The 15055-nt window shown below is 41.1% G+C and carries 13 protein-coding genes; 6 read left to right on the top strand and 7 right to left on the bottom strand.

The annotated features are described in order from the left end of the window. Positions 1–169: 169 nt before the first annotated feature. Positions 170–595, top strand: coding sequence for a YidH family protein (locus AACU32_RS37515; RefSeq protein WP_096607305.1), 426 nt, complete (start codon positions 170–172; stop codon positions 593–595). Positions 596–732: 137 nt separating this feature from the next. On the opposite strand, the gene AACU32_RS37510 is transcribed toward AACU32_RS37515, so the two are convergent. The 4 genes from AACU32_RS37510 to ssuD all read right to left on the bottom strand — a co-directional run bounded on the left by AACU32_RS37510 (position 733) and on the right by ssuD (position 3723). Next, positions 733–1023, bottom strand: coding sequence for an NIL domain-containing protein (locus AACU32_RS37510; RefSeq protein WP_096607304.1), 291 nt, complete (start codon positions 1021–1023; stop codon positions 733–735). A 14-nt stretch (positions 1024–1037) separates the two neighbouring features. Beyond that, on the bottom strand, positions 1038–1661 hold the full coding sequence (locus AACU32_RS37505) for an NIL domain-containing protein (RefSeq protein WP_096607303.1): 624 nt from the start codon (positions 1659–1661) through the stop codon (positions 1038–1040). A 316-nt stretch (positions 1662–1977) separates the two neighbouring features. After that, positions 1978–2544, bottom strand: coding sequence for an NADPH-dependent FMN reductase (ssuE, locus tag AACU32_RS37500; protein WP_096607302.1), 567 nt, complete (start codon positions 2542–2544; stop codon positions 1978–1980). Positions 2545–2562: 18 nt separating this feature from the next. After that, positions 2563–3723 carry an FMNH2-dependent alkanesulfonate monooxygenase gene (ssuD, locus tag AACU32_RS37495; protein WP_096607301.1) on the bottom strand — a complete coding sequence of 387 codons (1161 nt, stop codon included), beginning with the start codon at positions 3721–3723 and terminating at the stop codon, positions 2563–2565. A gap of 274 nt (positions 3724–3997) precedes the next feature. Between ssuD and AACU32_RS37490 the strand changes: the two genes are divergently transcribed. After that, positions 3998–5245, top strand: a complete 1248-nt coding sequence (locus AACU32_RS37490) for a tetratricopeptide repeat protein (protein WP_096607300.1) — start codon at positions 3998–4000, stop codon at positions 5243–5245. Between the two features lie 410 nt (positions 5246–5655). Here AACU32_RS37490 and AACU32_RS37485 read toward each other — a convergent pair whose 3' ends face one another. Beyond that, positions 5656–6459 carry a PhnD/SsuA/transferrin family substrate-binding protein gene (locus tag AACU32_RS37485; RefSeq protein ID WP_096607299.1) on the bottom strand — a complete coding sequence of 268 codons (804 nt, stop codon included), beginning with the start codon at positions 6457–6459 and terminating at the stop codon, positions 5656–5658. After that, the gene (locus AACU32_RS37480) at positions 6456–6698 is read right to left on the bottom strand and encodes a hypothetical protein (RefSeq protein ID WP_096607298.1); all 243 of its coding nucleotides are present in this window, start codon (positions 6696–6698) and stop codon (positions 6456–6458) included. Before AACU32_RS37480 ends, AACU32_RS37485 begins: the two co-directional genes overlap by 4 nt. A gap of 1040 nt (positions 6699–7738) precedes the next feature. Here AACU32_RS37480 and AACU32_RS37475 point away from each other — a divergent pair. After that, positions 7739–8152 carry a four-helix bundle copper-binding protein gene (locus tag AACU32_RS37475; protein ID WP_339378594.1) on the top strand — a complete coding sequence of 138 codons (414 nt, stop codon included), beginning with the start codon at positions 7739–7741 and terminating at the stop codon, positions 8150–8152. 91 nt (positions 8153–8243) lie between these two features. Here the strand turns inward: AACU32_RS37475 and AACU32_RS37470 are convergent, their stop codons facing one another. Beyond that, positions 8244–8699 carry a CoA-binding protein gene (locus tag AACU32_RS37470; RefSeq protein ID WP_096607296.1) on the bottom strand — a complete coding sequence of 152 codons (456 nt, stop codon included), beginning with the start codon at positions 8697–8699 and terminating at the stop codon, positions 8244–8246. Positions 8700–8817: 118 nt separating this feature from the next. On the opposite strand from AACU32_RS37470, the gene AACU32_RS37465 reads away from it, so the two are divergent. The 3 genes from AACU32_RS37465 to AACU32_RS37455 all read left to right on the top strand — a co-directional run. Continuing rightward, positions 8818–9480 carry a class I SAM-dependent methyltransferase gene (locus tag AACU32_RS37465; protein ID WP_096608349.1) on the top strand — a complete coding sequence of 221 codons (663 nt, stop codon included), beginning with the start codon at positions 8818–8820 and terminating at the stop codon, positions 9478–9480. Positions 9481–10007: 527 nt separating this feature from the next. Continuing rightward, positions 10008–11360: a P-loop NTPase fold protein gene (locus tag AACU32_RS37460; RefSeq protein WP_096607295.1), complete on the top strand. Its 1353-nt coding sequence runs from the start codon at positions 10008–10010 to the stop codon at positions 11358–11360. An 81-nt stretch (positions 11361–11441) separates the two neighbouring features. Next, on the top strand, positions 11442–15055 hold a 3614-nt coding region (locus AACU32_RS37455), incomplete at its 3' end, for an nSTAND1 domain-containing NTPase (RefSeq protein ID WP_096607294.1).

Here is a 15055-nt window from a genome sequence, read left to right as displayed (position 1 = left end):
TATAAAAGCTATTCATCAATAAAAATTAATAAAAATATTTTATGGAAAATTTTATATTCATCAACTGTATAATTTAAGAATATCTGCCTAGGTTCAACTTTCATTACAAACAACTGACAACTAACAACTGATAACTGACACCCAAAGCTCATTTAACAGATAAATTGGTATGAAGATAGAAACAGCAAAACTCGAAGTGAAGAATTTAGAAAAAAAGAAGTATAGGTCAGATCGAGTTCGGGATCACTTAGCGAATGAACGCACTTATTTAGCATGGATGCGGAGTGGTATTGCACTCATGGGTTTTGGTGTGTTGATTGTGCGGTTGCGGATCATCCGACCACCATTAGCGCCACAACCTCCTGGTAATGGTTGGAAGTTAGGTTTAGCATTTGCATTAGTCGGGGTATTAACAGTATTACTTTCAACACAGCATTATTTCGCCGTGCGCAAAGATATTGACGAGGATACTTATCAACCCCCAGACCGTTGGATACTTCTGGCGAGTCTAGCTGTGACTCTCCTCGGAGGCGGTGTACTATACTATGTGTTTACAGTTCCTCTAGATTATTTGGGTAGTTATATTCTGGAGTGATAGAGGTAAGTAGGGCATGGGGCATTGGGCATTGGTTATTTCTCCTCTGCTTACTTGTCTTCCTTGTCTCCCTTGTCTCCCTTGTCCCCTCATCTCCCTTGTCCTCCTTGTCCCTACATCACCCTGATGAAAAATTATTAACAACTCCAACTGTCACCATCTGTATTTGCTTTACCCACAATCTTGATATTTAAAGATTCTAAATAACTCAAACAATCAGTGATGTTAGACAGACAACCCCGCAGTTCTAAGTCAAAACATCCTTGTCTATTAGTGTTTTTATCTAACTTGGCTCCGGTAATATTAACTGTTAAGTTATAACGAGAAATCATCTGGGAAATAATTGGTTCTCGCCAGTAATTGGCTGGAATATATAAACGCACACGCAGTCGAGTTATACTGTTGTTTCTATAAAGAAATGAAACCATAAATATAAAAGCCTTTAAATGAGATGTCCTTGCAGAGAAGATGAGTCTAACCACAGGGGTAAATTTAGGGTTTTTAAGTAATTGAAACTAGCAATCAGTTGTTGCGGTTTACCCCAAAGATCTAAATCAAACCAACCATCATCTTGCTGATGGGCGGCTAGTGAAGCTGCAATAATATTGACAGTGATTCCATATCGAGCAACTAAGTCAAAGATGATTGGTTGATGGTAATAATCTTTCAAGATGCAAACCTGCAAGCGTAGCCGGTAAGATTGACCGTTGTGAACTTCATGGGCTTGAGTATCTTGAGGTATTGGTAAGTGGGGGAATTTTTGAGTTGATTTAGGAAACGGCTGAGAGTTCAAGTTATACTGCACGTTGCCGGAGATGCTCAGCTGCATTAAATCTACTCCCAAATTCTGTAGATACAGCAGCCCATCGCAGATATGTTCTGAATTACCTTGGAGTTGCAAGTCAAACCAACCATAACTTTCTGAAGTTGTGAGCATTGCAGCGGTAATATTGACTGTGACACCATAGCGCGACACCAAACGGGAAATTAGCGGTTGGCGTTGATAATGCTGAGGTATGCGAATGCGGCTATCAATTGGGGTGATTTGCGGAAATTTCTGCTGCATAAAAATAGGTAATGAAGGAAACAGTTAATCACCGACTTCTGACGCTATTTTTGTTTTCTCTTAATCTACAGTTAGTCTATCAAAATTTAGTAGTTTATGCTTTAGTAATATATGTTACCATAATCTTGTGGTAAAAGACACGGAGACACGGAGATTCTTGGACGTTGGGACAGATGATTTGACAAGCCGACAGAAAAAAGCGATCGCAGAATCTTCTTCATCAGCTGCGATCGCCTAATTTGAAATCAATCAAAAAACAGCAGACAGGTGGGAATTGCCTATCTGCTGGTAACTTGGAAGTATTTGATGACTTTAATTAATTAGCATGGGCTAATTCTTGAGGTGCATTTTGAGAATAATTAACTGCTAAAGCAAACTCTTGCAGAACATCTTGTAATCTTTGGGCAATTTCTTGATCGAGTTGTACCGCGCCATCAGCCTGAATTTGAATTTGCTTATCGACTGCGTAAACTGTACTCAAAATGTGCCTTGCGCCTAATTCTGATAACACAGGTTTCAAAGCATACTCTACTGATAATAAATGGGCGATCGTCCCACCTGTAGCTATAGGTAGCACAACTTTGCCTGTTAAGGCTTTTTGGGGTAATAAATCCAGAAATGCTTTCAGTACACCTGTGTAGGCTGCTTTATAAATTGGCGTAGCAATAATTACACCACTAGCTTTTTCGAGTAATGCTTTTGGGTGTTGTAATGCGGTACTATCGTAACGTCCATAGGCTAAGTCTTCAGCAGGTATATCTCTGACTGAGATGATATCAATATTTAATCCTTGCTCTGATAGGGTTTTAGCTGCTTGTTCCAAAAGAGCGTAGGTTCTCGAAGGGTGAGAGGGACTACCCGCGATCGCTAATATATGTGCCATGTTCAATAAATCCTGATGTTAATCTACGGTAGCAATTGTCTTTTCTTTTACTGGCTGTTCTGGGAATTCTTGGTTAGCTACAACTTCACCAAAGGGACTTAATAGTTGCGGTTGTTGGGTTGGGAGATTTTGTAGGGGTAACCGAGGAAAGAGTAATTCTGCTACTCGGTATGCTTCTTCTAAATGGGGATAACCAGAAAAGATGAAGCTATCGATACCTAACTTTTGATATTCAAACATTCTTTGCGCCACGGTATCCGGATCGCCTACTAAAGCAGTCCCAGCACCACCACGCACTAAGCCAATTCCCGCCCACAAATTCGGACTAATTTCCAATGCTTCCCGACTACCGTTGTGTAATACTGTCATCCGCTGTTGTCCAACGGAGTCCATACGCGCGTAGGCTTGAGTGGCTCTAGCGATCGCAGTTTCATCTACATAGCGAATTAAATCGTTGGCTGCATCCCAAGCTTGGCTTTCAGTCTCCCGCACAATTACGTGTAAACGAATCCCAAACCGGATTGTTCTACCTTGTGCTTCTGCTAGTCGGCGAACCGAAGCAATCTTTTGCGCCACTTGTTCTGGTGGTTCGCCCCAAGTTAAGTACACATCTACGTGTTTAGCCGCAATTTCTTGCGCAATGGCTGAAGAACCGCCAAACCACAGCGGCGGATGAGGTTTCTGGACTGTGGGAAATAACAGCTTACCGCCTTCAATGTTAAGATAATCTCCCTGAAAGTCGCTAGTTTCCCCTCCTGCTATCTGTTGCCACACTGTCAAAAATTCAGCTGTTAATTTGTAGCGATCATCATGAGAAAGATGTAATCCATCTCCCGCCAATTCCACCGGATCGCCACCTGTAACGACGTTAATCAACAATCGCCCTCCAGAAATGCGATCGAATGTCGCCGCCATCCGTGCTGCTACTCCCGGTGACATCAACCCCGGACGAATCGCTACCAAAAACTTCATCTGCTTGGTGTGTGTTACCAAAGTAGATGCCAAAATCCAAGCATCTTCACAAGAACGGCCTGTAGGTAATAATGCCCCTGTAAAACCCAAATGATCCACAGCTTGGGCAATCTGTCGCCAGTAATCAAAGTTGACTACCCGCCCGCCTATAGCAGTACCTAGATAGCGCCCTTCACCGTGAGTCGGAATAAACCAAAGTAGCTGCATGATATCTATGTTAGAGCCAAATTTTTTATTACGGTAAGTCTATCTGTCTACCGTATTATTTTTACTCTTAGACTATCGCACAGCTAGTAAGGCAAATCAAGACCTTGGGCAAAATAAATCCGGTTAATCTATCAACTTTTAGTAGTTTTATACTTGCCGTTTGGAATTGGGTATGACATACTCATAAACATAACAACACTAATTCGACAGATTTACCGTAGTTTAATAGTGATATTACCAGCACGACTGTAAAATTGAGTGCAAGGAATTTATTATGCTTAAAGATGCACAAGGACTAGTTGTCACGACAGAAAAAGCCCAAGCGATCGCCGCCATTAACCGTTTCATCGATCAGGCGCTTTATTATGGCAAAGATGCAGAAACAGCGATTTTGCAAGCAATTGCGGCAGATCCCACTTGTGCATTAGCTCATGCTTATGCGGCTGCTTATTATCTCAGCCAAGAGAACAGCAAAGCTTGGCAGCAAGCTCAACCATATTTGCAAATAGCACAACAGCATTCAGCAAAGATTACTACCAGAGAAAAATTATATCTGCAAGCAATTTCCGCTTGGGCAAATCAAGAGATTGAAGTAGCGATCGCCATTCACGAAAAAATCACCAACCGATTTCCCCAAGATTTGATTTCCGTGCAACAGGGACAGTATCACTATTTTTACTTAGGCGAGCCAGAAAAATTACTGCAAATTGCGCAAAAAGTTTTACCTAGAAATCAGGAAAATCATTATTTATACGGAATGGTGGCGTTTGGGTTAGAACAATGTAACCAACTCAAAGCAGCAGAAAAGATGGCATTGAGAGCGATCGCCTTAAATAGATATGATCCTTGGGCGCATCATGCGATCGCCCATTTGATGGAAACTCAGGGAAGAGTCGATGAGGGGATAACTTGGATGGAGAGTTTTGCAGATACCTGGGAAAACTGCAACTCTATGCTCTACACCCACAACTGGTGGCACATTGCACTGTATTATTGGCAGTTAGAAAACTACCAAAAAGTTCTCCAACTCTACGATCGTCACATTTGGGAACGTGCTAACAAGCAATCTCCCAAAGACCAAGTATCAGCCATTTCACTGTTATTACGGTTAGAATTGCGCGGTGTAAATGTGGGGAACCGTTGGGAAGCGATCAGTCCTTATCTTTACAGCCGGATTGAAGAACACGCATTACCATTCCAGGATTTACATTATGTCTATGCACTTACCAAAGCTGGACACCATGACTGGGTAAAGCAAATGCTACAGAGTATGCAATATCATACTTTGAGAATCAATCCGTTTCTGCGTCAGCGTTGGCTAGAGGTAGCAATTCCCGCAGCTAGAGGGATGGTAGCTCATGCCCAAGGTGATTTTAACACCACCGTTGCAGAACTCAAACCTGTGTTGTCGCGCTTGCATACAATTGGCGGGAGTCATGCACAGCAAGTATTATTTCAGCAAGTTTATCAAGATGCAGCGTTTTCGGCTCAAAAGCAGAGTTGGATTTATGCAGCTTCGTGAATCAATTTTGGATTTTAGATTTTGGATTTTAGATTGGAGAATCTCATCCAAAATCTAAAATTCGGTAATTTTTGATTTTAAATTTGTTCTTTGATTAAATTCGCTTTCTTCAAGCTTTTAAACCTTGTCCATTTTGAAACCTGGAGTAGTGCGGGCATCTTGCCCGCTATGAAGAGCAGGGAGTTGCCCGCTATGAAGAGCAGGGAGCAAGATGCTCCCACTACTTTTAAAACTATGGTTTTCAAAATAGATGTGGTTTAGTACTTTAAACTCTGTATTTTTCTCTGCGTTCTCTGCGTCCTCTGCGGTTCAAAAGTATTTTATTTACAAATATTTTCAGATAAATGAACCACCGACGTTCGCGCAGCGTCTCGCAGAGTAGGCGCAAAAACGCAAAGGAAGAAATAATTTCATGGCAAGCTGACACAAGAGCGATCGCGATAAATTTGATTTAATATTTGATAATCTGCCAATTTCACAGATGCAAAACGCCTAACTCCAAATTGTGCCATCACTTTTTGCAACTCTGCATCTGGTTGGAGTAGCGCTAACTGCATTTGTTCAATTAAAGATACACCTAGATGCTGTGCTACAACCAAAGGTGGCATTGGGGCAGGCCCTAGTACTTCCACCACACGCAAATGTTGTGATAATTCGGGAGATTTGTTTAATTCTTGTTCTAATACCACACTGTCTATAGCTGCACAATCTGCCAATCCCTCAACTACCCAGCGAATTGAACGCTGATGAAAGTTTGATTGTACGGTTTTACCAAAGAAATTTTGCGGATCTTCTTCCTGAATTAACCGATGGCAGAGTAAATTGTAACCACTGTTAGAACCAGGATCGTTATAACAGAATGTTTTGCCTGCTAAATCTGTAAATTTTTTGATATTACTATGAGCATTGACAATCACATCTGCATAGTAAATCGGAGAATTGCCGTATCGTAATGATTCCATCACAGGCGCAACCAACGTCTGCAATTGATGGGAAATTATTTGGCTATAGCGAATTAGTGGTAATCCACAAATAAAAGCTAAGTCTATTTTGTCTTGGAATAATAGCGGGTCTTCTAAAGGGTCTTGTTCAGCTTGCTGTAGTTGGAATTCTAGTTTTAAAACTCGACCTAAATAAGCTGCGATCGCTTGATAAAACTCAAACCAATTGGGAGCAAGGTAAGATGTAATTTGCAACCTTTTATATAGAGTCATTTTTGTTCGACAACAGTCTCATTCTGAAGAGATTGAGTTAGCTTTTTCCCAGACCACTGGATATATAAAAAGCCCAAACTGGCAAACGCCATAGACATAATACCGAAAACTGTTGTATATGCTTTAGTGTGCCACCATAGCCGCTTGCATAATGCTGTAACTATTTGATATATCTTCCACAAAAAATGATGATTTACACTCTTATCGCTCTCAATACTGATGTGTGGGGCTAATGTCATTGCTATTGTTACCTTCAATTCAACAGTAATCTACACTAATTCTATTGGTTTAGTGTAGATTATAATCTATGTTAGAGAATTTCGTCAAAAAAAAGTGGAATGTAGAAAGATAAGTAGGTCGGCGTAATTAAAGCTAAGTGGCTATGGTCGTCATTCTTACAAAGTTCTGATCTAAGGAAGCCTTAGCTCAGACTTTGCGCTTTGTCATTGGTCATTGATCATTGGTAAGTAGGTCGGCGCAATTAAACATCACTGGCGATGGCTGTCATTTGTCCTTTGTCATTAGTCATTGGTAAGAGTTTCAAGCCTATTTACGTTTAGTAACATAGTTTGATTTATTTCCACCGCCTTAGAGGATGTTTGAAAAGTATTTAGAGTAACATTTAAGTCTCAAAAACCTCTCCCCCCTATTTCCAGAGGAGTCCCCGAGTTCCCCCTTCCCTACAAGGGAAGAAGGGTTTCAAAGCCTCTCCCCTTGTAGGGGAGAGGTTTGGAGAGAGGTTTCTAGTATACTTTGCAACTTTTCAAACATCCTATATCCCTCGCTCTAGGGTGAGTATTGTTGCAGAATGGAAATAAAGTCATGAAATTTTGATATAAATCAAACATAAGAAAATATACTCATAGCATTTTTTCAACTAATGAGGTCGCTCAATTATGTATCTAACTATATTGTTTGCTAGATAAGGCTTTGAGGTTTGAGCAACTAGAAAATAACAGCGCTCCGATTCCAGAAATATTTTTTATTTGCTAGCCGGATAAATCAAACAAAGCGACAGTAAATTTTGGATATTCAGGGAGAGGTTACTTCAAAAAAGTCATTCGGGATAGCTAGCACAAGAGTCTCAGCCCTTATTTGATGGGAATTTGAGCTAATTAGATTCTCATCAAATATTATCAAGCTGCTGAATTTACGTCAAGTACATAGATATAGTGGCCTTGAAATTCCTCGCACTGTAAAAACTATTGATTTACCAAAAATAAAGTTTTACATTGCTATTAAGTCAGCCAAACTACCAGCCGCGAAAACTAGGAGACTTTTGATGATGATCGCAACTGAATCTATACTCAGCGAATTGGAAGCTTGCAAACAAATCTGTATCGAATCCCAAACAGCTTGTATTGACACCCTTAAATACTGCAAGAGTCAAGGCGGTCAATATATGGATATGACGATGATGTCCATGATGCGGGATTGCGCGGAAATGTGCATGATGTGCGTCAACATGATTAATGACGGCTCTGAGTTTATGGGAAACACCTGTAGCTTGTGCGCCCAAATTTGCGATCGCACTGCTATGGCTTGTGAACAGATGAGTGGCGATGACACAATGAAGTTCTGCGCCGCTATATGCCGCAAATGTGCTGAATATTGTAATAAACTCGGACTGAACTCTGCTTCTTATTTCCGCAGATCGAGTTTGGTAACAGAAGATGCACTAATGTCCATCTAATGTACCCCCAAGATTGAGTTTTCTAATTTATAACAAACTGATAGTTATACCTAAATAAATACTTTTCCCTGTAGATTTAGTTTTTCGCTACTCAAAAATCTTTTTGAGTGGCGTTTTGATTTTTGACTCGATCTATTCCCAAGCGCAGATACTCAACTTTGATGCAAGCATCCATAATCACGTTTAAACCAGCATCTAAAGCTTGCTGTGCTGAAGCTTGATTCCAGATCCCTAATTGTGCCCACACGGTTTTGGCATTAATGGCAATTGCTGCTTCTATAATTTGTGGTAAATACTCAGAACGGCGAAAAATATTAACAATATCTATACTATCGGGAATTTCTCTGAGGGAAGGATAGCATGGCTGACCATCAATTTCTTTCACTAAGGGGTTTACGGGATAAACTATGTAACCTGCTTGCTTTAAAAATTGAGCAATTTGATAGCTGGTGCGATCGCGTTTATCTGAATGTCCCACGACGGCGATCGCTTTAGCGTTGGTTAATACTTCCCGCAAGGTGTTGTGATTATCTTTCGGGTTTGGCATATTATTATTGATCGTAAAAGGCAAATGGTAGAGATTAGGTAAACAAGGGAACAGGGAGGACAAGGGAACCGAGACAAATGCCCAATGCCCAATGCCCCATGCCCCATGCCCATTACCAATGACAAATCAAACACTGGGACTCGAACCACATCTTTATAATTATTTACTGTCTGTCTCTTTGCGAGAAGCAGAAATTTTGGCTCAATTGCGCCAAGAAACAGCCCAGCATCCGATGGCTAGGATGCAAATTGCTCCTGAACAAGGGCAGTTTATGGCTTTGTTGGTGAAATTAATAAGTGCGAAAAAAACTTTAGAGTTAGGGGTATTTACGGGATACAGTACGCTGGTGGTAGCTTTAGCGTTACCAAGTGATGGTAAGGTAGTAGCTTGTGATGTCAGTGAAGAGTTTACAGCGATCGCCCGTCGTTATTGGCAGCAAGCAGGAGTGGCAAATAAAATTGACCTACATATTGCCCCAGCTTTAGATACTTTGGATAGATTGCTAGCCGCAGGTGAAGCCGAAACCTTTGATTTTGCCTTTATTGATGCGGATAAGAGCAACTATGATGTTTATTATGAGCGATCGCTACAATTGGTACGTCCGGGTGGACTGATTGCGATCGATAATGTCCTTTGGTCGGGAAGAGTTGCCGATCCGCAAGTGCAGGATAACAGAACTGGCAAAATTCGCGCCTTTAATGAAAAGTTACATCAAGACCAGCGGATTACTCTGAGTTTAGTACCGATTGGCGATGGTTTGACGCTGGCGTTGAAAAAATAAAAAATGATGAAAATGGGCATTGGGCATTAAAGTATCTACATGAATATTCGTCGAAGTAGTACTTAGAGGTTGTTTTAAAAGTCATGATTAATGTATCAAATATTTTTACCTCACCCTAACCCTCCCCTTTCTAAGGGGAGGGTTAGGGATTTTTCTTTGCTCCCATTTCAGATTTGCCAGATAAGTTTTGTTATCTAAATTAAAATCCAAGACTTACCATTCGCCAGCAGCACCCTTGGAGAATTAAGGAAAATTGTTGATCGTTAATCACACAATCCGATTAAATCACTTGTACAAAAATTTACAGTCTAGAATTTATTAACCATTGCTTATTATTGCTGATTCACTATAGTATAAATACTGGAATGTTCAATTATACCTAGTGGGCATTGTCATCGCATCGGGGTTGTATTTTCGTAGGTGATGCCCAATATACAGAGATTATAGATAGTTAAGTTGCTGTAAATAACTGTCTTCTTGCTAATAAGAATATTTCGCACATATAAGCTAAATAGAATACTAGCATTATGGCTTTAGATGTACTGACCTTCTTTCAAGCTACTGACCCTAGCCGGACTTTGTTTATCAATAATGAACTGGATGCAAAGTATTATATAGACTTTTCTGCGGTGCGGGGCGGGGATATTATTAACAAGCTGCAACAGAAAATCACATATTTTAAACCAAATCAGCCTACCTGTACTTTATTTACTGGACATATTGGTTGCGGTAAATCGACGGAGTTATTAAGGTTACAGGCGGAACTAGAAAAGGTAGGCTTTCATGTAGTGTATTTTGAGTCTAGCGAAGACCTGGAAATGACTGATGTCGATATTGCCGATGTATTATTGGCGATCGCGCGGCGTGTAAGTCAAAGTCTCGATAAAATTACACTGGCAGAAACCAGCAAATTTAATGAATTGCTGCAAGGTGCTTTGAAGGTCTTAAACTCCGAAGTCACAGCAGTTAAGGTCAAAGTTCCCAGTTTTGGGGATGTGGGTTACTTGGCGGAAAAGGAAAAGGTATCTTTAGCCTTTGGAATTGGGGAAATTACCACCAAAATCAAAAACGATCCCACATTGCGGGAAAAACTCAATCAATATTTAGGGCCGCAGAAAACCAAGTTACTCGAAGCCATTAACCGCGAACTGTTAGAACCTGCGATCGCCAAACTTAAGCAACAAGGTAAAAAAGGTTTAGTGGTAATTGTCGATAACCTCGACCGCATCGATAACCGCGTCAAATCTTGGGGTCGTCCGCAACAGGAATATTTATTTGTCGATCAGGGTGAGTTTTTAACTAAGTTAAATTGTCATTTAGTTTATACCATGCCCCTATCGCTGAAATTCTCTAATGATTATGGCACTTTGACTCAGCGATTCCCCGAAGACCCAAAGGTTTTGCCGATGGTTCCCGTACAATGGCCTGATGGTAGCATCCACGACAAGGGAATGGCACTGATCCAGCAGATGGTCTTAGCAAGAGCCTTTCCTTACATGGAACCAGAGGAGCGTTTAAATCATATTACAGAAATATTTGACGATATCAGCAGCTTAGACCGCTTATGTTACATGAGTGGCGGTCATGTGCGCGACTTGTTGCGGTTGCTAAACACCTGGATTATGGAAGAAATGACCCTTCCCCTTTCCCGTGACACCTTAGAACAGGTAATACGTGCGCGTCGCAACGAAATGACAATGCCAATTTCTGATGATGAGTGGCAATTATTACGTCATGTCAAGCAGAGAAAAAAAGTCAGCGACGACCAAGGATATCAAAAACTGATTCGCAGTCGCTTTGTTTTTGAATATCGCGATCGCGGCGAGTCTTGGTTTGATGTTAACCCCATTTTGACAGAAGCCAAAGAATTAAGCAGCTAATTCTGACTGACCATATCCCAGATCCCCAACTTCTTGAAGAAGTCGGGGATATAAATCCACCGTTCCCCGTTCCCTTGATTTATGAGTGAACAGCAAACCGACCACGATCGCTCTTTACAACAACTAGCTTGGGCTATTCAAGCTTCTGTTGGGCAATTTAAACTGATTTTGGCAAGGTGCAATTATGTGCAACAGCGCGATCGCTTAATTGCCAGATTACAGGAAATCTCTACGGTTAAGATTCACGTTTTAACTCTCAAACCATCCCAAAGGACACTATACACCGCCATTCGTGAGGAATGTGGGGATAATGTCCCAGCTTTGATGATTGTGGGGTTAGATAAATTGCACGATTTACCCCAAATGTTGACTGCTGCTAATCAGGTGCGGGAAGAGTTTCGCAAAAGTTTCCCCTTCCCGATTGTGTTGTGGGTGAACGATGAAATTCACAAACAGTTAATGCAAATAGCGCCAGATTTAGAGAGTTGGGCAACTACGAAAAACTTTGCGATCGCTATTCCTGATTTAATTGAGTTTCTCCAACATACTGCATCAGAATTATTTGCCAATATTTTAAATATAAATTTAGAAAGTCTCTCGGAAATTAAATCAGCTTGGCAAGAATTACAAACTCGGACACCAGATTTAGCACCTGAGTTAAAAGCCAACTGTGATTTTGTCTTGGGTTTAGTTGAATATATCAATAAAAATCTCGATGCCGCGATTGAGCATTATAATCAAAGTTTAGATTATTGGCGGACAATTAATGATTTTGAGCGTCAAGGAAAGATATTTACACAAATTACCATTTGCTATTACGAAAAAGCTAGAGCAGATGACAGAAATTGCCTACCACGTAGAAGGCTGGGGTTAGACACCAACAGCCTAAATTTGCAGCCAAACAATCATGAAGCGGCGGATACAGCGTTAATTCATAACTCTGCACCTTGTAGAGAAGCGACTGTAAATCAACAGCCAACTAGAAATAATCTCCAACAAACTATCGCCGCCTTTCAAGCCGCCCAACGCCCCGATTTAATTGCCAATTCCCTTGAGCAATTCGGCATCATCCTCAGCTATTTAGAAGATTGGCAACAACTCAAAACTTTAGCCCAACAGGCTTTAATTTTCCATGAAGCCGAGAATAATACTCTGAAAATATCTCAGGATTATGGTTTTTTAGCAGAGTCAGCATTCGGACAGAAACACTGGCAACAAGCCCAAGAATTAGCCGAAACAGCATTAAAATTTGTCTCCACGACTCATCAGCCCGTACCGCTAGAGTTATCACAGATAAATGTCATCTCTCATCGGCAAAAGTTATTATTAATCATCGCTTTAGCCCAAGAGAATTTAGCACAACATCAAACAGCAATTAATAACTTAGAACGAGCTAGAAAATTAAGTATAACAGACAACGACCCCCAGATTTATTTGCAGATTCTGGATAAATTACAAGACTTATATTTTCAGCAAAAGCAATATCTCAAAGCCTTTGATGCCAAACTAGAAGCAAATTCCATTGAGCAGCAATTTGGTTTACGGGCGTTTATTGGTGCAGGGAGATTACAAGCCACAAAACAGTTAGATACCCAAGTTTTAGCAGCATTACAAGTAGATAATCGAGATAATATTGCCCCAGAAATTGCCGCATCTGGTCGTCAATTGGATGTAGAAAGGTTAATAGAACGCATCGGTCGCCCAGATTATAAATTAATTGTCATTCATGGGCAATCGGGTGTTGGTAAAAGTTCCTTAGTCAATGCGGGATTAGTCCCAGCTTTGAAACAAAAAGCCATTGGCGTACAAGATAACTTAGTCGTTGCTATTCGCGTGTATACCAATTGGGTAGAAGAGTTGGGGCGGGTGTTGGGAGGAGATGAAGACGCAGGGACGGGGAGACACGGAGACGCGGTGATAGAGGAAGGAAAAGAGTTGGAATTTGACACTCCGAGTTTGGAACACGACACTCCAAGCTTTTTACCCGACACTCCGAGTTTGGAACACGACACTCCAAGCTTTTTACCCGACACTCCGAGTTCAGAACACAACAATCCAAGCTTTTTACCCGACACTCCGAGTTCAGAACACAACAATCCAAGCTTTTTACCCGACACTCCGAGTTCAGAACATAACAATCCAAGCTTTTTACTCAACAATCCAAGTTCCGAACACGACAATCCAAACCCAAAACCTCCCCGCGTCCCCGCGTCCCTGCGTCCCCGCGTCTCACCTCTCACTCTTCTCACTCAACTGCGGGAAAACGAACAACACAACCTGCGAACTGTACTAATTTTTGACCAATTTGAAGAATTTTTCTTCGTTTACCCAGAACCAAAACAAAGACGACAGTTTTTTGAGTTCCTGGGAGAATGTCTGAATATCCTCTCTGTAAAAGTGATTTTGTCACTGCGGATGGATTACTTGCATTATTTGCTGGAATGCAATCGCCTTTCCAGTCTGAAGATTATTGGCAATGATATACTCAGCAATAATGTGCTTTATGAGTTGGGGAATTTTTCACCCACTGATGCTAAGGCAATTATTCAGCGCTTAACTCAACATACTACCTTTTATTTAGAACCTGCGTTAATTGACCAACTAGTCCAAGAGTTAGCCGGAGAACTGGGAGAAGTGCGCCCAATTGAGTTGCAGGTGGTAGGGGCGCAACTGCAAACCGATGAGATTACCACACTGGCGAAGTATCAAGAACTTGGGACTAACGCCAAACAAGAACTAGTGAAGCGCTACTTAAAAGAAGTGGTTGATGACTGCGGTACAGAAAATCAGCCAGCAGCGGAATTATTGCTTTATTTGCTTACCGATGACAAAGGAACTCGCCCCCTAAAGACTCGTGCTGAACTAGAAAGAGATTTGCAAGCATTAGTGACAAATGCCAGCGGCAATGGCAATAAATTAGATTTGATATTAGATATTTTTGTCAAATCTGGCTTAGTGGTTTTATTACCAGAAAACCCAGCGAACCGTTATCAACTAGTACATGATTATTTAGCCGCCTTTATCCACCAGCAAAAGGAACCCAACTTAAAGAAGGTAATGGTGGAACTGGAACAAGAAAGAGAACAAGTAAAACAATTGAAACAGTTGATGGCGGAACTGGAAGAACAAAGAAAGCAAATAAAACTTAGTGAAGATAAGCTCAGGAATTTTCTCAAAGGCTCTTTGATGGGTTCAATTGCCGCCAGTCTAATATTTGCTGGGTTAGCGTTTACAGCAGTGAATGAAGCACATACGGCAGAAGAGCAAAAAAAACAAGCCGCGATCAGTGAAATTAACGCCCTGACGAATTCTAATGAAGCGTTTTTTATTTTAGAGCAAAACTTTAATTCCCTGATAGAAGGCTTAAAAGCAGGAGGAAACCTCAAAAATGCCGAATATGCATCCCCAAGCACCCGAATGCAGACAATTGCAACATTACGGCAGGCAGTATATTTACAATCAGACGAAAATCAATTCAGAGAACGTAACATATTAGAAGGGCATAGCGATTATGTCAATAGTGTGAGTTTCAGTCCCGACGGCAAGACGATTGCCACAGCAAGTGATGACAGCACAGTCAAACTCTGGGACATCTCTGGCAAACTACTCAAAACCCTCAACGGGCATAGCGGTTCTGTCAGGGGTGTGAGTTTCAGTCCCGACAGCAAGACGATTGCCACAGCAAGTTCTGACAG

It is taken from the genome of Calothrix sp. NIES-2100, from assembly GCF_963875285.1.
Lineage (GTDB): Bacteria > Cyanobacteriota > Cyanobacteriia > Cyanobacteriales > Nostocaceae > Aulosira.
Note: the sequence above shows the minus strand (reverse complement) of the source record. Positions and strands in the feature narration are given on the sequence as shown.

What these genes read in the sequence shown, in the direction of transcription:
- AACU32_RS37515 (WP_096607305.1), top strand. Translation starts at nt 170, where the DNA reads ATGAAGATAGAAACAGCAAAACTCGAAGTGAAGAATTTAGAAAAAAAG.
- AACU32_RS37510 (WP_096607304.1), bottom strand. Translation starts at nt 1,023, where the DNA reads ATGGTTTCATTTCTTTATAGAAACAACAGTATAACTCGACTGCGTGTG.
- AACU32_RS37505 (WP_096607303.1), bottom strand. Translation starts at nt 1,661, where the DNA reads ATGCAGCAGAAATTTCCGCAAATCACCCCAATTGATAGCCGCATTCGC.
- ssuE (WP_096607302.1), bottom strand. Translation starts at nt 2,544, where the DNA reads ATGGCACATATATTAGCGATCGCGGGTAGTCCCTCTCACCCTTCGAGA.
- ssuD (WP_096607301.1), bottom strand. Translation starts at nt 3,723, where the DNA reads ATGCAGCTACTTTGGTTTATTCCGACTCACGGTGAAGGGCGCTATCTA.
- AACU32_RS37490 (WP_096607300.1), top strand. Translation starts at nt 3,998, where the DNA reads ATGCTTAAAGATGCACAAGGACTAGTTGTCACGACAGAAAAAGCCCAA.
- AACU32_RS37485 (WP_096607299.1), bottom strand. Translation starts at nt 6,459, where the DNA reads ATGACTCTATATAAAAGGTTGCAAATTACATCTTACCTTGCTCCCAAT.
- AACU32_RS37480 (WP_096607298.1), bottom strand. Translation starts at nt 6,698, where the DNA reads ATGACATTAGCCCCACACATCAGTATTGAGAGCGATAAGAGTGTAAAT.
- AACU32_RS37470 (WP_096607296.1), bottom strand. Translation starts at nt 8,699, where the DNA reads ATGCCAAACCCGAAAGATAATCACAACACCTTGCGGGAAGTATTAACC.
- AACU32_RS37465 (WP_096608349.1), top strand. Translation starts at nt 8,818, where the DNA reads ATGACAAATCAAACACTGGGACTCGAACCACATCTTTATAATTATTTA.
- AACU32_RS37460 (WP_096607295.1), top strand. Translation starts at nt 10,008, where the DNA reads ATGGCTTTAGATGTACTGACCTTCTTTCAAGCTACTGACCCTAGCCGG.